The following is a 20062-nucleotide window of genomic DNA, read 5'->3' on the forward strand; positions in this document are numbered from 1 at the left end:
TCTATTATTTGAGAAATTGCTTTAGGAAGGTTCGGTCGCCTCGCCGTCTGCAATGTCTCCCGAAATTCGAGAGATTGCATTGTAGACGGAATAAATAAGAAATTCTCTTACATAAAAAACACATAGAACGCCTCTGAAATGATCGCCTTTACAGGGAGTGGTTCAGGGGTTCCAACGCCGGGTGCATTTAACCAGGTATAGGGTGAGCGCGTGTTCGGATTACCAGGAAAAAAATCCAGTGCCGTCCTTGGAGTGGATGTAAGCTCCAGTTCGGTCAAGCTGCTAGAGCTGTCAAAACATGGCGATCGATATAAGGTCGAGAGCTATGCGGTAGAGCCGTTGCCGGCCAATGCAGTGGTTGAAAAAAACATCACAGACGTTGAAGCGGTTGGGGAAGTGCTCAAGCGTGTCGCGTCCAAATCACGTACCAGTGTGAAGCAGGTAGCCGTTGCTGTTTCCGGCTCGGCGGTGATCACCAAGGTTATCCAGATGGATGGTGGTCTTAACGAGTTTGAGATGGAAGACCAGATCGCACTGGAAGCGGATCAGTACATTCCTTACCCCCTTGATGAAGTGGCGATCGATTTTGAAGTCCAGGGCCCGTCCGAATCCAACCCGGATCAGGTGGATGTGCTGCTGGCAGCCTGCCGTAAGGAAAACGTCGATATCCGAGAAGATGCCCTGGAAATTGCAGGGCTGACAACCAGGATTGTCGATGTGGAAGCCTACGCTCTGGAGCGCGCTTACAGTCTGATTGAGCCCCAGCTTGATTCTCAGGGCGAAGAGTTGGTGGTTGCCATCGTCGATATCGGTGCAACCATGACAACCCTGAGTGTGCTGGCAGAGGGCAAAACGGTCTATACCCGCGAGCAGATCTTTGGCGGAAAACAGCTGACGGAAGAGATTCAGCGTCGTTACGGGCTTTCGCTTGAAGAGGCGGGTCTGGCCAAGAAGCAGGGTGGTTTGCCAGACGACTACAACGAGGAAGTCCTGACCCCGTTCCGGGAAGCGGTTGTTCAGCAAGTGGCGCGGGCGCTGCAGTTTTTCTTCGGCGCGAGTCAGTACAACGCGGTGGATTACGTGGTGCTTGCCGGAGGAACAGCGTCGATTCAGGGGCTCACGGAAATGGTGGAAGAGAAAACTGGAACGCCAACCCTGGTGGCCAATCCGTTTGCCAATATGGCGGTGGGCTCCCGGGTTAACGCCTCTGCGCTAAGCAATGATGCCCCCTCGTTGATGATTGCCTGCGGTCTGGCAATGAGGAGTTTCGACTGATGGCAAAGATTAACCTCAGGCCCTGGCGGGAAGAGCTTCGCGCGGAGAAGCAGAAGCAGTTTGTCGTGATGATACTGGGCGCCGTGATTATCGCGGGTGGCCTGGCTTTCCTCTGGAAATCGGATATGGATAGCCGAATTGCCTATCAGCAATCCCGTAATGCCTATATCGAGACTGCGACCAAAGAGCTGGACAAGCAGATCAAGGAGATTGAAAACCTCAAGCGTCAGCGCGATGAATTGCTGGCACGCATGCAGGTGATTCAGGATCTTCAAGGCAAGCGGCCTGTAATTGTGCGGGTGTTCGATGAATTGGTGAGGACCCTTCCTGACGGGCTTTACTACACCGATCTTAAGAAGAGCGGTGAGCGACTTGATATTGTGGGGATGGCTGAGTCCAATAGCCGAATTTCGAACCTGATGCGTCAGTTCGAAGATTCTGAATGGTTTGCCAATCCCAACCTGACCAATGTGGCTGCAGCAGACAGCGCCCGTTCTGGCTATAGCCAGTTCAATCTTTCTGTCCAGCAGCGCACACCTGAGCCCGAAGGGGAGGATAACTGATGAGCCTCGCGGACTCTCTGAAAAGTCTTAACGAATTCGATATCAATGATCTTGATATCAACAATGCCGGCATCTGGCCAGCACCAGTCAAGGCCATTGTGGCGTTGATTGTCTTCGGTCTGATACTCGGTGGTGGATACTGGTTCTTTATCAAGGATCAGTATGCCCAGCTTGATCGAGTGGAACGGCAAGAGCAGGAGCTCAAACAGCGCTACGAGCAAAAAGCGTATCAGGTGGCGAACCTGGATGTTTTCAAGGCACAGATGGAAGAGATGGAGGAAACCTTTGGAGCGCTGGTGCGTCAGCTGCCTAGTGAAACCGAGGTGCCTGGCTTGCTGGAAGATATTACCAATACGGCGTTAGGGAGCGGTTTGGCGCTGCAGGAAGTCAAGCTTCAGCCGGAGCAGCAGCGAGACTTCTACTCCGAACTTCCCATTAATATTCGGGTATCCGGTTCATATCATGAGCTGGCCTCTTTCGTAAGCAGTGTGGCGAGCCTGCCGCGGATCGTTACATTGCACGATTTAACCATCAAACCAATCAGCGGAGAGGGCGACCAGCTTGATATGCAGGTTGTTGCCCGTACCTACCGCTACCGGGCTGGAGAGTGAGCATGACAGGAAAGCATGCGGGAAAAGCCTGGCTGGGTGTGTGTCTGGCCTCTTTGCTGACGGCTTGTTCCCAGGGAAACGGTTTCTCTGATCTGGACAAGTTTATGGCGGATACCCGGGCCAAGCCCCGGGGCCACGTTGAGCCCCTGCCGGAATTCAAGGCCTACGAGGCATTCAGTTATTCGGCAGCCGATCGGAGAGCGCCGTTCGAGCCGCCCATCGATGTTCAGCTGACCATGGCCGATGAAGAGCCGGTGAGTGACGTAGAACCGGATCTGGATCGACCGAAGGAAGTTCTGGAGAACTTTGACCTTAAATCACTTGGAATGGTCGGTACTCTGCAGGGCGTGGATGGCAACCTGTTCGCGTTAATACGGGACAACGAAGGCGGGATTCACCGAGTCCGCACCGGTAACTACATGGGCCAGAATTACGGCCGGGTGGTTGGCGTGAGCGACACCCGGATCGAGCTGGTGGAAATCGTTCCGAACGGCCGGGGTGGTTGGGTCGAGCGCCCGCGCTCCCTGTCCCTGGATGAAGAATGAGGCAGGGGAGCGGCAAAAACATGATTGAAAGAAATATGCATGAACAAAAAGTTGTGGGATCGAGGCTAGCGATGTTCAAAAAACTCAATGTCTGTGTCGGCGTGATTGCCATCGGGTTATGGAGTAGCCTGGCCGGAGCGGTCACGCTGGAAGACGTATCGTTTACGTCGCTGCCGGGGGAAGGCCTCGAAGTGACCATGAAGTTCGATGGTGCCCCGCCCGAACCTAAGGGTTATACCATCGAGCGTCCTGCACGGATCGCCGTAGACCTGTCGGATACCACCAGCGGCCTCAATCAGCGCAGCATTCCGCTGGGTAGCGGAAATGCCCAGAGCCTGACGGTCGTGGAAACCAAGGACCGCACCCGGTTGATCTTCAATCTGGTGGAGCTGGTGCCTCATGAAACGGTTCGCAACAATAACTCGCTGGTAATGACCATTGGTGGAGGCGGTTCAGCGCCTGTGGCGAGCTCCCGCCCGGCACAGCCCCAGTCAGCGCCAGTTGCCTCAACCTCATCTTCCAATGCGCTGGCGGATGTGGATTTCCGCCGGGGCAAAGACGGTGAAGGTCGGGTGATTGTGGATCTCGGCAGCACCAAGGCCGCTGTAAACCTCACTGAGCTTGGTGGCCGTATCCGGCTGACCATGCCGGACCTGGAGGTGCCGGCCAACCTGCGCCGTCGCCTGGATGTTTCGGACTTCGCCACTCCGGTAACCCGTATCGATACATTTGTTGAAGATGGCAATGCGGTGATCGAAATCCGTCCGGAAGGCGAGTACGACTACATTGCCTACCAGTCTGGCCGGGAGTTTACGGTCAGTGTTGAAGAGCTGTCCCAGGAAGAAGCGGAAATCCGCCGTGAAGAGAAGTTCCCGTACACCGGTGAGAAACTGTCCCTGAACTTCCAGGATATTGAAGTGCGCTCTGTACTTCAGCTGATTGCCGATTTCACCGGCCTGAACCTGGTGGCCAGTGACACTGTGGGTGGCAGCATCACTCTGCGTCTGCAGAATGTGCCGTGGGACCAGGCCCTGGACCTGATTCTCAAGACCAAAGGTTTGGACAAACGCCAGATTGGCAACGTACTGCTGGTTGCGCCGGCTGAAGAAATTGCGGCTCGTGAGAAACTGGAGCTCGAGACGAATAAGCAGATCGCTGAGTTGGCACCGGTGCGGCTGGATATTATTCAGGTGAACTACGCCAAGGCGGCGGATGTGGTTGCTCTGATTCAGGCGGATGAAGAACTGATCTCCTCCCGCGGTTTTGTGTCATCTGATGCCAGAACCAATACCATCAGTGTTCGGGAAACCGCTGAGAAGCTGGAGGAAATACGCCGGCTGGTATCCACGTGGGATGTCCCGGTTCGCCAAGTGTCAATTGAAGCTCGCATTGTTCGTGCCCAAACTAACGTGGCGGAAGATCTGGGTGTTCGCTGGGGTGGTGCTGCTTACAATGTCGATGGCGATGACGTTGTGACCATTGGTGGCTCGCTGGGCACCCTGCAGGAAGCTCGCGACGCAGCTGGCGGTGGCAGCAATACCATTTCCTTCCCGGGTGCCTTGGGTGTTGATCTAGGGGTGTCTGGCGAGGGCGCATCCTCCTTCGCAATCGGCTGGGGCAGTGATGACTTCCTGGTAGATCTGGAGCTTTCTGCCCTCGAAAGCGACGGCCGTGCAGAAGTGGTCTCCCAGCCGCGGGTTGTGACTGCGGACCGCCAGACGGCATCTATCAAGTCCGGTGAAGAGATTCCGTACCAGAAAGCTGCGTCCAGTGGTGCCACTTCCGTTTCTTTTAAGGAGGCTGTGCTATCGTTGGAAGTGACCCCGCAAATTACCCCGGATGATAAGATCATTATGGATCTGGTAGTCAACCAGGATTCCCGGGGCGAGGTCACGGCCGGTATTCCGTCGATCAACACCAATGAAGTTATGACTCAAGTGCTGGTGGCGAACGGCGAGACAGTGGTTCTGGGTGGTATCTTCCAGTCCGAGGTGGCCACGCAAACCACCAAGACTCCGTTCCTGGGTGATATTCCCTACCTTGGCCGCCTGTTCAAGCGTACTGAGCACATCAATGAGCGCAGTGAGCTGCTGATCTTCATCACCCCGAAGATCATCAAGAACGACCTGATCGACTGATCCGGCCAGTAAACCGAAAAGCCGCCGCTAACCCCGGCGGCTTTTTCGTATCTGGAGTAGTGCTTCTGGTGCCGGTGACTTATGGAAAGGTGCGCCCTGTGCTATTCTCACCCGCTTGAAATCTGTTGAGCGGAAATTATGTCTTTGCCCAAACGCGTAGTACTGGTCGGGCCCATGGGGGCCGGAAAAAGTACCATCGGCCGGATGCTAGCCAAGGAACTCGGGTACCGTTTTCTCGATTCTGACCGCATTATTGAAGAACGCTGCGGCGCCAATATTCCCTGGATCTTCGATGTTGAAGGTGAGGATGGTTTTCGCCAGCGTGAAACCGCAATGCTTGACGAGTTGTCTAACGAAATGGGAACGGTACTGGCGACCGGAGGCGGTGCCGTCATGCGTGCTGAAAATCGCGGATTGCTGAAAAAGAACTCGGTGGTGATTTACCTAAAAACGTCTATCGACCAACAGGTTGAGCGTACCCGTAAGGACCGTAACCGGCCATTGTTGCAGAATGACGATCCGGAAGGCGTATTGCGCCGGCTGTTTGCGATTCGGGATCCGCTCTATACCGAGTTGGCAGACATCGTAATGTTTACCGATCGCAAAAGCCCACGTCTTGTGGTGCGGCAACTGGTCAACCGTATCAATCCGAAAACGCCCCGCCACAGAAGACAGCGGCGGAAAGAGGGCAGGCATAATGCACAAGGTACTTCGAAAGCTGAAGGTTGAGCTTGGGGAGCGTAGCTATCCGATCATTATCGGGCAGGGGTTGCTGGGTTCGTTTGACCTGACACGCTGGGTGGCAGGCCAGCAGGTTATGATCGTTACCAACGATACCGTCGGCCCGCTGTATCTTGAGAAGGTGAAAGGCTGTTTTCCCGGCAAGGCCATTGACGTAGTGACCTTGCCCGATGGAGAACAGTTCAAGGATTGGCAGACGCTCAACCTCATTTTCGACGCGCTTCTGGAAAAACGACATACCCGCAAAACGACACTCGTTGCCCTGGGCGGCGGCGTTGTGGGTGATATGGCGGGTTTCGCGGCGGCCTGTTACCAGCGCGGCGTTCCCTTCATACAGGTTCCAACCACGCTGCTCTCTCAAGTGGACTCGTCTGTTGGGGGGAAAACAGGGATAAATCACCCGCTTGGCAAGAACATGATCGGTGCTTTCCATCAGCCGCAGGCGGTGCTGATCGATACCAACAGCTTGCAAACACTGCCGGAGAGGGAGGTGTCTGCCGGTCTCGCAGAGGTGATCAAATATGGCCTGATTCGGGACGAGTCTTTCCTGGCCTGGCTTGAGGATTCCATGGAGAGCCTGTTACGACTTGATGCCGAGGCATTAGGTGAGGCGATCTATCGATCCTGTGTCTGTAAGGCGGAAGTTGTTGCGCTTGACGAACGAGAGGGTGGGTTACGTGCAATCCTCAATCTCGGCCATACCTTCGGCCATGCCATCGAGACCTTCGCCGGCTACGGCAACTGGTTGCACGGCGAAGCCGTGGGTACAGGTATGATGATGGCCGCTGATCTTTCAGTGAGAGAAGGGCTGATCTCTGCGGATGACCGGGCCCGGGCTGTTGCTCTGATTCGGCGGGCCCGCTTGCCCGAGCAGGCACCGGATGATATGACACCTGAAGACTTCATGAACCTGATGTCGGTAGACAAGAAGAATGTGGATGGTCGGCTACGGTTGGTTCTCCTGAAAGCGATAGGCGATGCCTTTATTACCGAGAATGCGTCTGTCGGGAACATCCGTGATACCTTGAGGGCATTCCTGCCGCAGGCAGGCTGATGGGCTCTGAGTTTCAGAAACAGGGACGACGTGTGGCTCAAGAATCCTTGAACAGTACCGATGGCGGGGGACTTTTCCCCCGGCTACAGCAGCGATACAGCCTGCGCGACAATCCCCTTGAGATGGAAACGCCATTTTTTCCGGATGCCATGCGTCAGCATGCTCTGGAAACGTTGCGCCATCTTTGTGGGTTCGGGGATATGGTGCTGGTTCTAACTGGTGCGCCAGGGTCCGGTAAGACCAGGGTATTGGCAGAGTTGGTGCGCAGCGAGTCCTCAAGGCTTGATTTTCATCGCATTCCCGCTTCCGCGCTCACCAGTCGCCAGGCGCTCGCGCGCTATCTGAAACAGTTGGCGAAATCCGGGATACCGGCAGATGCTGAGCCCAGAGAGGCGATTTACCGTTACTTTCGCTGGTCTGAATCCGGGATTCGCCGGGGGCATCGGCAAGTGCTGCTTGTTGATGATGCAGACCGGGTTGAGTCGGATGTTCTGAATCTCCTGGTGGCAGGATTTGTGGCCTCGGAGCGGTCGGTTTCTGCGGTTCCGATTATGGCCGGCACCGAGCAGGTGTGGCGCCAATTGGAAGATCGCCCGGATTCCGCCCATGCGCATCACCTGAACCTACCTCCGTTAAGCCGCGAAGATATCAAGGCTTATCTCGAGCCCAGGGTTCACCGGGCGGGTGGTTCTCAGTCTGAGCTGCTGTCGGCCTCTCGGTTGAAAAAGCTTGAGGTGTTGAGTCAGGGTAGCTTTGGTCGGCTAAAGCGTGTTGCGCCGGGTGTTTGGCTGGACATGGTTCCGTCGTCGGCAACGTCCTCCTCAAAAGCTGGTTTTACGGTTGCGCATTTGCGGTGGCCTGCGCTGGGGCTGGTGTTGCTGGCGGCATCCTGGTGGTTTGTTTCCCAGCAATACGAGAGCACGGTTCAGCGACAAGCCGGCGCCGGGGTTGAGCCTGAGCCTGTCCGCAAGAGCATTACCATTGGTCCGGGTGTTGCGGAGCCTGAACCGGAAACCGCGCCTTTGATTGCGCCTGCGGGCGAGGATGAGTCTGACGTTCCGGGCGAAACCAATGCTACTGAAGATTTGACACAGCCTCTGCCTGAAACAGAGATTCTCCCAGAGCCAGAGCCAGAGCCAGAGCCAGAGCCAGAGCCAGAGCCAGAGCCAGAGCCAGAGCCAGAGCCAGAGCCAGAGCCAGAGCCAGAGCCAGAGCCAGAGCCAGAGCCAGAGCCAGAGCCAGAGCCAGAGTTTGTGCCAGCTAACCCCGTTAAATTTGTGGCACTTGACCAGTTACGTCAGCGTAAGGGTTGGACGCTGCAACTTGTTGCAGGCAATCAGGAACAAACGGTGTTGAATGTACTGCGTCGAGCGCCCGAGGATGCGAATTTGAGTTACACCAAGGGTGAGCGCCAGGGCTTACCTTGGTTTATGCTGGTTTATGGCCAATACTCTAGCCGAGAAGAGGCCGGGGCGGCGGCGGCTAGTCTGCCCGACGCGCTGAGGATCTCGAATCCTTGGGTTCGACCCTACGAGGGTTATTGATTTTCGCACCATTCCGGTGCGTTTTAGGCGCCAGACTACGAAAAAAATTGTATACGTAGTTTCACGTGTGTAAAATCCCTTCCCCCTTTTTTCGGTGCCAGCGTATTTTTTGCACCTTTTTGGTGCGGGAGTGTCGCTGGCGGGAAGCATTTACACGCGAGAGAACGCTTATGACAACAGGCTTGTATCATCCTGATGAGTTCAGGGACAACTGCGGTTTTGGCCTGATTGCCCACATGAAGGGCGAAGCTAGCCATAAGCTGTTACAGACAGCCATTGAATCTCTGACCTGCATGACTCACCGGGGCGGCATTGCTGCCGATGGCAAGACCGGTGATGGTTGCGGTCTGCTTATTCAGAGCCCCAAGGCCTTCCTCTATAAAGCTGCCCAGGCAGCCTTCGGCAAAAAACCTGGCGACTTGTTTGCGGTTGGCCAGGTTTTTTTGGCTAAGGACGACGCAAAAGCTTCTGCTGGCCGATCAGCTATTGAAAAAAGGCTGACGGAGCAAGGCCTTGAAATTATGGGTTGGCGGGAAGTGCCCGTCGATGACAGTTGCCTTGGCCCCATGGCTCTGGATTGTCTGCCGCGCATCGAACAGGTATTTGTAGAGCCCGGCGGCAAGGAAGAAAAGGAATTTGCGATCAGTCTGTTCGTCGGGCGCCGCCACGCTGAACGAGATATGGCGGAAGACCCGGAATTCTATATCTGCAGTCTTTCCCATAAGACGTTGGCCTACAAAGGCCTGATGATGCCCGCGGATCTGGCCAACTTCTACAAGGATCTTGGTGATCCGGATCTGCAAACGGCCATCTGTGTTTTCCACCAGCGCTTCTCGACCAACACCATGCCGCGTTGGCCGCTGGCGCAGCCGTTCCGGTTCCTGGCCCATAATGGTGAGATAAACACCATTGACGGCAACCGTAACTGGGCAATCGCCCGCGCAGCCAAGTTCAGCTCACCGGATTTGCCGGATCTGCAGACCCTGCAGCCGCTGGTTAACCTGACTGGCTCCGACTCCTCCAGCATGGACAACATGCTGGAGGTGCTCCTGGCAGGTGGTGTTGACCTGTTCCGGGCGGTGCGCATGATGATTCCGCCTGCCTGGCAGAATGTCGATACCATGGATTCTGAACTGCGGGCCTTTTACGAGTACAACTCCATGCACATGGAGCCTTGGGATGGCCCGGCGGGCCTGGTAATGTCAGATGGCCGTTATGCGCTGTGTATGCTGGATCGCAATGGTCTGCGTCCTGCACGTTGGGTTATCACCAAGGACGATTTCATCACCCTGGCCTCGGAAGTAGGTACGTACAGCTACTCACCGGATGATGTGGTGGCCAAGGGGCGGGTTGGTCCTGGCCAGATGCTGGCCATCGATACCGAATCCGGCGAGGTCCTGCATACCGGGGATATCGACCAGCGGCTCAAAAAAGCCCAGCCCTACAAGCGCTGGCTCAAGGACAATGCACTGCGAGTCGAGACCACGCTGAATCAGGCGACCCCGGAATTCAAGCTGATGGAATCCGACGAGCTTCTGGTTCATCAGAAGATGTTCAATATCTCGTTTGAAGAGCGGGACCAGGTGCTGCGCCCACTGGCTGAGAGTGCCCAGGAGGCGGTCGGTTCCATGGGGGACGATACTCCGATGGCAGTTCTGTCCAGCAAGGTACGCCATGTGGCGGATTACTTCCGGCAAAAATTCGCGCAGGTCACCAACCCGCCCATTGATCCGCTCCGTGAGACCATCGTCATGTCTCTGGAGACCTGTCTGGGCGCAGAGCAGAACGTTTTCGAGGAGTCTCCGGAGCATGCTAACCGGATTATCCTGACCACGCCGGTGCTGTCGCCGGCCAAGTTCCTGAAGATCAGTAATAACGATCGTCCGGGATTTGAGGTGGCAAAAATCGCCCTGAGCTATCGTCCTGAAGAGGGCTTGGAGCAGGCGGTTCGTCGGGTATGCGACGAAGCCGAAAAAGTGGTTCGTGATGGCAAGGTGTTGCTGATTCTAAGCGATAAGGACCTGGCTCAAGGCGATCTTCCGATCAATGCCCTGATGGCCACCGGCGCAGTGCACCATCACCTGGTGGCGAGAGGTCTGCGCTGCGATTCCAACATCATTGTTGAGACCGGCTGGGCTCGGGACCCGCATCACTTTGCGGTACTGTTCGGATTTGGTGCTACGGCGGTTTACCCGTACCTGGCGTACCAGATCCTGAACGATCTGATTCGCACCGGCGAAATGCTGATGGATCCGATCGAAGCCAAGAACAATTACCGTAAGGGCATCAACAAGGGCTTGCTGAAGATCCTGTCGAAGATGGGTATCTCCACCATGACCTCTTATCGCGGTGCCCAACTGTTTGAAGCCATTGGTCTTGCCGACAATGTGGTAGACCTGTGTTTCAAAGGCGTCCCGAGCCGGATTCAGGGCGCCGACTTCTTCGATTTCCAGCAGGATCAGGAGCAGTTGGCCGCGGTTGCCTGGAAGCCCCGTAAGCCTATTTCCCAGGGCGGCCTGCTCAAGTACGTGCATGGCCAGGAATACCACGCCTTCAACCCGGATGTGGTGGGCAAACTGCAGGATGCCGTGATCAGTGGCGACTATGGCACCTACAAGGAATACGCCGGTCTGGTCAATGAGCGCCCGGTTGCCACCCTGCGCGACCTGCTGGTGTTCCGTGAGGGCATCCAGTCAATTGACCTGAGCGACGTTGAGCCCGTGGAGAATATTTTCCCGCGTTTTGACTCTGCTGCGATGTCTCTCGGTGCCCTGTCGCCGGAGGCGCACGAGGCTCTGGCCGTGGCCATGAACACGCTGGGTGGTCGTTCCAACTCCGGTGAGGGCGGCGAAGACCCGGCTCGTCACGGCACTAACAAGCGTTCCAAGATCAAACAGGTGGCTTCCGGTCGTTTCGGTGTGACCGCTGAGTACCTGCGTAGCGCCGATGTTATGCAGATCAAGGTGGCTCAGGGTGCCAAGCCGGGTGAAGGCGGCCAGTTGCCGGGTGGTAAGGTAAATGACCTGATCGCGCGCCTGCGTTACTCGGTGCCGGGTGTCACCCTGATTTCGCCACCGCCGCACCACGACATCTACTCCATTGAAGACCTGGCGCAGCTGATCTTCGACCTGAAGCAGGTGAACCCGGAGGCGCTGGTGTCCGTCAAGCTGGTATCAGAGCCCGGAGTGGGCACGATTGCCGCGGGCGTTGCCAAGGCTTATGCCGACCTGATTACGGTTTCCGGTTATGACGGCGGTACCGCAGCCAGTCCGCTGACCTCAATCCGCTACGCAGGCTCCCCCTGGGAGCTGGGCCTGACGGAAACCCAGCAGGCGCTGCGCGCCAATGATCTGCGAGGCAAGATTCGCCTGCAGACCGACGGCGGCATCAAGACTGGTCTGGACGTGGTGAAAGCCGCGATTCTGGGCGCGGAGAGCTTTGGCTTCGGTACCACCCCGATGGTGGCGTTGGGTTGCAAATACCTGCGGATCTGCCACCTGAATAACTGTGCGACCGGTGTCGCGACACAGAACGACTATCTGCGCGAAGAGCACTTCAAGGGCACTGTGGAAATGGCCATGAACTTCTTCCGCTTTGTGGCGGAGGAAACTCGCGAATGGCTGGCGAAGCTGGGTGTGCGTTCTCTGGAAGAGTTGGTCGGCCGTGTTGACCTGCTGGAGCGTCTGCCGGGTAATACCGAGCGCCAGAAGAAGCTGGATCTGACCCGTCTGCTGCAGAATGACCACATTCCTGCTGACAAGCCGCACACCTGTCAGATTGAACGCAACAAGCCTTTCGATGAAGGTAAGCTGGCGGAGCAGATGGTGCAGGACACCGCTGCTGCCATCGCCGAGAAGTCCGGCGGTGCCTGGAGTTACCGGGTGACCAACTGTGACCGTTCCATTGGTGCACGCCTGTCTGGCGAGATTGCCGCCCGTTACGGCAATCAGGGCATGACCGATGCGGCCATCACTCTGGACCTGACCGGCACCGCTGGCCAGAGTTTCGGTGTGTGGAACGTCGGTGGTCTGAACCTGATTCTGGAGGGTGATGCTAACGACTATGTGGGTAAAGGCATGACCGGCGGTAAGCTGGTGGTCAAGCCGCCCCGTGGTAGTGACTTTGAGACCCAGGAAACCTCCATTGTCGGTAACACCTGTCTGTATGGCGCAACTGGTGGCAAGCTGTTTGCGGCCGGCACCGCCGGTGAGCGCTTTGCGGTTCGTAACTCCGGCGCCCATGCCGTGGTTGAAGGTGCTGGCGATCACTGCTGCGAATACATGACGGGTGGTCTGGTCACCGTGCTGGGGTCTACCGGCTACAACTTTGGTGCCGGCATGACCGGCGGGTTCGCCTACGTGCTGGACCTGGACAACACCTTTGTGGACAAATACAACCATGAACTGGTTGAGATCCAGCGTATTTCCCGTGAAGACATGGAAGCCTACCGGAACCACCTGCGTGGCGTGATTCGGGAGCACATCTCTGAAACCGGAAGTGCCTGGGCAGAGCACCTACTTGAAGATTTCGACGATTACATCGGCCGTTTCTGGCTGGTCAAGCCCAAGGCCGCGAACCTTCGCAGCCTGCTGGCAAGCACCCGCGCCCGTCCGGAATAACGGGCAGGTCCAACAAGGTTGATGGGTCGCACTCCGGTGCGGCCCCCGTCGAAATCGAGCTGATGAGAGTGGCAACATGAAAGAACGTCTCAACAATGACTTTCAGTTTGTGGAAGTTGGGCGGGTAGACCCGAAGAAGGTGCCTGCCAAGAAGCGCAAAAAGGAATTCGGGGAAATCTATCACCCGTTCAGCGAAACCCATGCGGCCTCCCAGTCCCATCGCTGCCTGGCATGTGGTAACCCGTACTGTGAATGGAAGTGCCCGGTACACAACTATATTCCGAACTGGCTGAAGCTGGTGTCGGAGGGCAACATCATGAAGGCGGTGGAACTGTGCCACCAGACCAACTCCCTGCCGGAAGTCTGTGGTCGTGTGTGCCCGCAGGACCGCCTGTGTGAAGGTGCCTGCACCCTGAATGACGGCTACGGCGCGGTTACCATCGGTTCTGTTGAGAAGTACATTACCGACACCGCATTTGCGCTGGGCTGGAAACCGGATATGTCCAATGTCACCTGGACTGACAAGAAGGTGGCTGTGATTGGCGCTGGCCCCGCAGGGCTTGGTTGTGCTGATGTTCTGGTGCGCAACGGCGTCAAGCCTGTGGTGTTTGATCGTTACCCGGAGATCGGTGGCCTGCTGACCTTCGGTATTCCTGAGTTCAAGCTGGAAAAATCCGTCATGTCCCGCCGCCGCAAGGTGTTCGAGGAGATGGGCGTGGAGTTCCGTCTGAGTACCGAGGTGGGTAAAGACGTTCAGTTGAACAAGATCCTGGAAGAATTCGATGCCGTCTTTATGGGCATGGGTACCTACACCTACATGAAAGGTGGGTTCCCCGGTGAGGAGCTGCCGGGTGTCTATGACGCCCTGCCGTTCCTGATTTCGAATGTTAACCGTCGCCTGGGTTTCGAGAAAAAGGAATCTGACTTCATCGATATGAAAGGCAAGCGTGTTGTGGTGCTGGGTGGTGGTGACACCGCCATGGACTGTAACCGGACTTCTATTCGCCAGCAGGCCGAGAGCGTGACCTGTGCCTATCGCCGCGATGAGGCCAACATGCCGGGCTCCCGTCGGGAAGTGGCCAACGCGAAAGAGGAGGGCGTCAAGTTCCTGTTCAACCGTCAGCCCATCGCCATCATCGGTGAAGACCGCGTTGAGGGTGTAAAGGTAGTCACCACGGAGCTGGGTGAGCCGGACGAAAACGGCCGTCGTCGTCCGGAAGTGGTTCCGGGCAGTGAGGAAGTGATTCCGGCTGATGCCGTGCTGGTAGCGTTCGGCTTCCGCCCGAGCCCTGCACCCTGGTTTGAAGAGCTGGGCGTGAACACGGACGACTCCGGACGGGTTGCTGCGGCAGAAGAAGCCGAGTTCCCGTTCCAGACCAGCAATGCCAAGATTTTCGCTGGTGGCGACATGGTGCGTGGCTCGGATCTGGTGGTTACCGCAATCTGGGAAGGACGTCAGGCGGCCGAAGGCATCCTGGACTACCTGGACGTTTAACGCTGGATTGACCAGAGTCAGAAAGGGCGGCTTGCTAAGGGTAAGCCGCCCTTTTTTATTCGTGCAAACGGGGTATCATTGCTCCCCATTGTCTCTGACCATTTTTACCGACGAGAACGGGAAACTCTATGACCGAGCTGAAGAACGATCGCTTCCTGCGCGCCCTGATGCGCCAGCCTGTAGACCGCACCCCGGTGTGGATGATGCGCCAGGCAGGCCGTTACCTGCCGGAATACCGCGCAACCCGGGCCAAGGCCGGCGACTTCCTCAGTTTGTGCAAAAACACCCCGCTGGCCTGTGAGGTTACCCTGCAGCCGCTGGAGCGTTACCCCCTGGATGCCGCCATCCTGTTTTCTGACATTCTGACCATTCCCGATGCTCTAGGGCTGGGGCTCTATTTCGAAACTGGCGAAGGCCCGAAATTCCGTAAGGTCATTCGTTCGGAAGCAGATGTGGATGCACTGCCCAGGATGAATGCCGAGTCTGACCTGGACTACGTGATGAATGCGGTGTCTACCATTCGCCGGGAGCTGAATGGCCGCGTGCCGCTGATTGGTTTCTCTGGCAGTCCCTGGACTCTGGCTACCTACATGATTGAAGGTGGATCTTCCAAGACCTTCTCGGAGGCCAAGAAGTTGATGTACGGTCAGCCGGAGGTGATGCATCGTCTGTTGGACCATCTGGCGGATTCGGTCATTGACTACCTCAATGGCCAGATCAAGGCCGGCGCCCAGGCTGTGCAGATTTTTGATACCTGGGGTGGTGTGTTGAGTAGCTGGGCCTATGAAGAGTTTTCCCTGCGCTACATGAAGAAGATTGTTGATGGTCTGATTCGTGAGAGCGAAGGTCGCCGTGTGCCGGTGATTGTTTTCACCAAGAACGGTGGTCAGTGGCTGGAGTCTATCGCTGATTGTGGCGCCGATGCTGTGGGGCTGGACTGGACGACGGACATCGGCAACGCCCGTGCCCGCGTGGGCGACAAGGTGGCCCTGCAGGGCAACATGGACCCGGCCATGCTGTATGCGCCGAAGGCGCGCATTCGCCAGGAGGTGGCGGATATCCTGAAGCGCTATGGTTCTGGCTCGGGGCATGTGTTCAACCTTGGGCATGGGATTACGCCGGATGTGGATCCGGAGCATGCCGGGGCGTTTATTGAGGCGGTTGTTGAGCTTAGTGGGCAGTATCACCAGCGAAGCTAAACTAGGAGATTGCCGTCATTTGTAGCCTGCGAGCTTGGTGCTTGCGGGCTGGTGGAACGGCCTCCGAAAAACCGCTACGAGCACTTCCCTGTGCGCTTCTCTCCGGCCATCCATGGCCTCCGAAATTTTTCGGAGGCCGTTCCACCAGCCCGCTACTCAACCCTCTGGAAGTATCCTCTCTAGAATGGATGCAGCGTTTTCGGACGGTGGCTTCTCTCGCTGTGGTTGCTGGAGGTTCTTTGCTGTACTCCCTTTTGTGCCCGGTCTATAGTCATAGAAAGCAATGACTTTTGATCCGGAGCATTCCCTTGTCTGCTAAAACCTCAGAAAAACGCCGGTTTCACCGAATCAGTTTCGATGCCCCCTGTGAGCTGCATTGTCAGGACCAGGTGTGGTCAACGGAGGTGTTGGATATTTCCCTGAAGGGCGTTCTCGTTCAGCGGCCAGAAGGCTGGAAGGTTCCGTTGAATAAGCCCTGTGAGGTGGTGATTCACCTGAATGAGCATGAAGCTGCGATTGTGATGGCGGTGGAGTTGAAGCATGTGGAGGATCATCGGCTGGGATTTCGCTGCCAGTACATTGATCTGGACAGTGCATCGCATTTGAAGCGGTTGGTGGAGCTGAATCTCGGGGATCAGGCGCTTTTGGAGAGAGAGTTTGCGCATCTGATTGACTGAGGTCGTCGTTGGGGATTACTCCGAAAGTTGCCGGTGCGTGGCAGAGGGACACCTCAAAAAATGTCGGAGGCCATGGATGGCCGGAGAGAAGCGCACATGGATGTGCTCGTAGCGGTTTTTTGAGGTGTCCCTCTGCCGCGCGCCTTGCACCGGATTTTGCAGGCTAGGGGGCCTGGCTCAAAGTTCCTCAAGAGCCGAAAGCGCATCCGAAAGCTTGGTCACCGGAATCACCTTCATGCCATCAACGGGCTTACGCGGAACGTTAGCCTTCGGCACCAAAGCCCGGGTAAAACCGTGCTTGGCCGCCTCGTAGATACGCTCCTGGCCACTCGGTACCGGCCGGATCTCCCCAGACAAGCCAACTTCGCCAAAAATCACCAGATCCTGCGGCAGCGCCCGATTCCGGAATGAAGAAACCACAGCTGACAGCAAAGCAAGATCCGCACTGGTTTCGTTGACCTTCACACCGGCCACCACATTCACAAACACATCCTGATCGGCCACATGCATGCCGCCATGGCGGTGCAGCACGGCCAGAAGCATCGCTAAGCGGTTCTGGTCAGTCCCTACCGCCACCCGTCTCGGGTAGCTCCCCTGGGCCATGTCCACGAGGGCCTGAATCTCCACCAGCATCGGCCGAGTGCCTTCCCAGACGACCATCACTACGCTGCCCGGCGCCGCTTCCTCGCCTCGATTCAGGAAGATGGCGCTGGGGTTTTTTACTTCCTTCAGACCTTGTTCCAGCATGGCGAACACGCCCAACTCATTAACCGCGCCGAAGCGGTTCTTGATGCCGCGCAGGGTTCGGTAGCGGCTGTCGCTGGAGCCCTCCAGCAGGATCGAGCAGTCAATCATGTGTTCGAGCACCTTCGGCCCCGCCAGGCTGCCATCTTTGGTGACGTGCCCCACCAGCAAGAGGATGGTGCCGGTTTGCTTGGCAAAGCGGGTCAGAAAGGCGGCGCTTTCCCGCACCTGGGATACCGAGCCTGGGGCTGATTCAATGTCCGCCACATGCATTACCTGGATACTGTCAATTACCAGAATGCGGGGTTTCTCCGCTTCCGCCACCTGCATAAGCCGCTCAACGGAGGTTTCCGAGAGCATTTTCAGGTCTTTGGTGGGCAGACCCAGGCGCTTGGCGCGCATGGCCACCTGTTGCAGGGATTCCTCACCGGTGACGTACAGCGCTGAGTGCTTCTCGGCCAGCTGGCAAACCGCCTGCAGTAGCAGGGTGCTTTTACCGGCGCCGGGGTGACCGCCCATGAGTACCGCCGAGCCTTCCACCAGGCCACCACCCAGCACACGGTCGAATTCCTGCATGCCGGTGCTGATACGTGCCTGCTCCGCCAGGCTGACCTCGTCCAGGCTTTTGACCTCAGACAGGCTGCCGGCATAACCCTCAAAGCGGGCGCTGCGAGCACCTTTGCCGGGGCCTGAGACGCCGCGTACTTCGCTGATGGTGTTCCAGGCCTGGCAGGCGGTACATTGGCCCTGCCACTTGGAATAGTCGGCACCACACTCGGTGCATACAAAGGCGGTTTTGGCTTTGGCCATGGGCATGGTTCCGTGTCGGGCAGATCGGGGAGGGCAAGCGGGCCGGCGCGAAGGCCGACCCGGTCATCGGTTACGCCAGTTTCTTGTACTTCATACGCTTGGGCTGCATGGCAGAGTCGCCTTTGCGCTTCTTGAAGTCGGCGTCGTAATCGGTGAAGTTGCCTTCGAAGTAGACTACTTCGCCGTCGTCTTCGAACGCCAGGATGTGGGTCGCTACTCGGTCCAGGAACCAGCGGTCGTGTGAAATCACCAGAGCGGAGCCGGGGAAGTTCAGCAAGGCTTCTTCCAGGGCGCGCAAGGTTTCCACGTCCAGGTCGTTGGTGGGTTCGTCCAGCAACAGAACGTTGCCGCCCTGTTTGAGTAGCTTGGCCAGGTGCAGACGGTTGCGCTCACCACCAGACAGGTCGCCCACCCGTTTCTGCTGGTCAGTGCCCTTGAAGTTGAAGCGGCCCACGTAAGCCCGGGACGGGGTCTCGTAGTTACCCACCTTGATGATGTCCTGGCCGTCGGAAAGCTCTTCCCACACAGTCTTGCTGCCGTCGAGATCGCGCATCTGGTCCACGTAGGCCAGTTCCACGGTTTCACCCACGGTGATGGTGCCGGAATCCGGTTTGTCCATGCCTGCGATCATCTTGAACAGCGTGGATTTGCCTGCGCCGTTACCACCGATGATGCCAACAATCGCACCCGGTGGAACGTGGAACGAGACATTCTCGTACAGCAGGCGGTCGCCGAAGGCCTTGCTGATGCCGTCCACCTCGATCACCTTGTCGCCAAGGCGAGGTCCGGGCGGGATATACAGTTCGTTGGTTTCGTTGCGCTTCTGGAATTCCTGGGAGCTCATCTCCTCGAAGCGGGCCAGTCGTGCCTTGCTCTTGGACTGGCGGCCCTTGGCGTTGGTGCGTACCCATTCCAGCTCGTGCTTGATGGCTTTCTGGTGAGCGGCCTCCTGCTTGGCCTCCATCTCCAGGCGCTTCTCTTTGTTCTCCAGCCACTGACTGTAGTTGCCCTCGAACGGAATGCCGTGGCCACGGTCCAGTTCCAGGATCCAGCCGGCGACGTTGTCCAGGAAGTAACGGTCGTGAGTGATGGCGACAACGGTGCCGTCGTAATCATGCAGGAAGCGCTCCAGCCAGGCCACGGATTCGGCATCCAGGTGGTTGGTAGGCTCGTCCAGCAGGAGCATGTCAGGGCCGGACAGCAGCAGGCGGCACAGGGCCACACGGCGGCGCTCGCCACCTGACAGCACTTTGACCTTCTGGTCCCAGGCCGGCAGTCGCAGGGCGTCTGCCGCCACTTCCATCTTGCGCTCTATGTCGTGGCCATCGGTAGCCTGGATAATGGCTTCCAGTTCGCCCTGTTTCTTGGCCAGTTCGTCAAAGTCCGCATCCGGCTCGGCGTAGGCGGCGTAAACCTTGTCCAGCTCCGCCAGAGCGTTGTGTACGTGCGAGACGGACTCGTCAACGATTTCCTTTACGGTCTTCTCTTCGTCCAATTCCGGCTCCTGCGGCAGGTAGCCCACATTGATGCCGGGCTGTGGCCGGGCCTCACCGATGTAATCCTGGTCGACACCCGCCATAATACGCAGCAGGGTGGATTTACCGGCGCCGTTCAAACCAAGTACGCCGATTTTGGCGCCCGGGAAGAAGCTCAGAGAGATGTCTTTCAGAATTTCCCGCTTGGGCGGTACCACCTTGCCCACGCGGTTCATGGTGTATACGTATTGAGCCATTTTGGCATATTCCTTTTATCAAACAGTAGCTTGAAAAATGAAAGCACGTCAGGCGACTGATCGAGGACTTCGGGGTGAGCGATCCGGGATCGTCAAAATCAGGGATGATTTTGTCGAGCGTACAGGGACGTATTTACAGCGTATCCCGGATCGCTCACCCCGAAGGCCGATACCACGGACGTCGGTACCTGAGAACAATAACCGGGTAAGGTATCTAAAGCGTTCCGCGATAGCAATTGACAGCCTCCGGTGTGCCGGTATCTGCGGACGGCATAAAGGATGATTTTTAACCCGCTTTCAAGATAGAATAGCGGC

Annotated in this window: 14 protein-coding genes; 12 read left to right on the forward strand and 2 right to left on the reverse strand. The window is 57.1% G+C overall.

Features of this window, described 5'->3' with window-relative positions; all coding sequences use genetic code 11:
* The first annotated feature begins 210 nt into the window (after positions 1 to 210).
* The 12 genes from OZ656_RS03905 (at position 211) to OZ656_RS03960 (ending at position 16461) form a co-directional block, all read left to right on the forward strand.
* Positions 211 to 1275: a pilus assembly protein PilM gene (locus tag OZ656_RS03905; protein WP_036149326.1), complete on the forward strand. Its 1065-nt coding sequence runs from the start codon at positions 211 to 213 to the stop codon at positions 1273 to 1275.
* A complete protein-coding gene (locus tag OZ656_RS03910; RefSeq protein ID WP_224851271.1) occupies positions 1275 to 1838 on the forward strand; it encodes a PilN domain-containing protein in 564 nt (187 codons plus the stop codon). The genes OZ656_RS03905 and OZ656_RS03910 overlap by 1 nt, the downstream gene beginning before the upstream one ends.
* Positions 1838 to 2449, forward strand: a complete 612-nt coding sequence (locus tag OZ656_RS03915; RefSeq protein WP_278350790.1) for a type 4a pilus biogenesis protein PilO — start codon at positions 1838 to 1840, stop codon at positions 2447 to 2449. The genes OZ656_RS03910 and OZ656_RS03915 overlap by 1 nt, the downstream gene beginning before the upstream one ends.
* A gap of 2 nt (positions 2450 to 2451) precedes the next feature.
* Entirely contained in the window at positions 2452 to 2994 is a 543-nt protein-coding gene (locus OZ656_RS03920) for a pilus assembly protein PilP (protein WP_199456780.1), read from the forward strand.
* 20 nt (positions 2995 to 3014) lie between these two features.
* A complete protein-coding gene (gene pilQ / locus OZ656_RS03925; protein WP_379944972.1) occupies positions 3015 to 5132 on the forward strand; it encodes a type IV pilus secretin PilQ in 2118 nt (705 codons plus the stop codon).
* Positions 5133 to 5270: 138 nt separating this feature from the next.
* Entirely contained in the window at positions 5271 to 5861 is a 591-nt protein-coding gene (gene aroK, locus OZ656_RS03930) for a shikimate kinase AroK (protein ID WP_379944973.1), read from the forward strand.
* Positions 5830 to 6927 (forward strand): 3-dehydroquinate synthase, encoded by a 1098-nt coding sequence (gene aroB, locus OZ656_RS03935; RefSeq protein ID WP_379944974.1) that lies wholly within the window; start codon positions 5830 to 5832, stop codon positions 6925 to 6927. Before aroK ends, aroB begins: the two co-directional genes overlap by 32 nt.
* A gap of 32 nt (positions 6928 to 6959) precedes the next feature.
* Positions 6960 to 8471: an AAA family ATPase gene (locus OZ656_RS03940; protein ID WP_379944975.1), complete on the forward strand. Its 1512-nt coding sequence runs from the start codon at positions 6960 to 6962 to the stop codon at positions 8469 to 8471.
* Positions 8472 to 8641: 170 nt separating this feature from the next.
* A complete protein-coding gene (gene gltB, locus OZ656_RS03945; RefSeq protein ID WP_379944976.1) occupies positions 8642 to 13090 on the forward strand; it encodes a glutamate synthase large subunit in 4449 nt (1482 codons plus the stop codon).
* Between the two features lie 76 nt (positions 13091 to 13166).
* Complete coding sequence (locus tag OZ656_RS03950) at positions 13167 to 14585, forward strand: FAD-dependent oxidoreductase (protein WP_206855072.1); 1419 nt, start codon at positions 13167 to 13169, stop codon at positions 14583 to 14585.
* A 128-nt stretch (positions 14586 to 14713) separates the two neighbouring features.
* Positions 14714 to 15784, forward strand: a complete 1071-nt coding sequence (hemE, locus tag OZ656_RS03955; protein ID WP_014420576.1) for a uroporphyrinogen decarboxylase — start codon at positions 14714 to 14716, stop codon at positions 15782 to 15784.
* Positions 15785 to 16092: 308 nt separating this feature from the next.
* Positions 16093 to 16461, forward strand: coding sequence for a PilZ domain-containing protein (locus OZ656_RS03960; RefSeq protein ID WP_023011676.1), 369 nt, complete (start codon positions 16093 to 16095; stop codon positions 16459 to 16461).
* Positions 16462 to 16638: 177 nt separating this feature from the next.
* Here the strand turns inward: OZ656_RS03960 and radA are convergent, their stop codons facing one another.
* Entirely contained in the window at positions 16639 to 18015 is a 1377-nt protein-coding gene (gene radA, locus OZ656_RS03965) for a DNA repair protein RadA (protein ID WP_011784357.1), read from the reverse strand.
* Between the two features lie 70 nt (positions 18016 to 18085).
* On the reverse strand, positions 18086 to 19747 hold the full coding sequence (gene ettA / locus OZ656_RS03970) for an energy-dependent translational throttle protein EttA (RefSeq protein ID WP_011784358.1): 1662 nt from the start codon (positions 19745 to 19747) through the stop codon (positions 18086 to 18088).
* Positions 19748 to 20062: the final 315 nt, after the last annotated feature.

The organism is Marinobacter sp. LM1, from assembly GCF_042763285.1.
GTDB classification, from domain to species: Bacteria; Pseudomonadota; Gammaproteobacteria; order Pseudomonadales; family Oleiphilaceae; genus Marinobacter; species Marinobacter nauticus.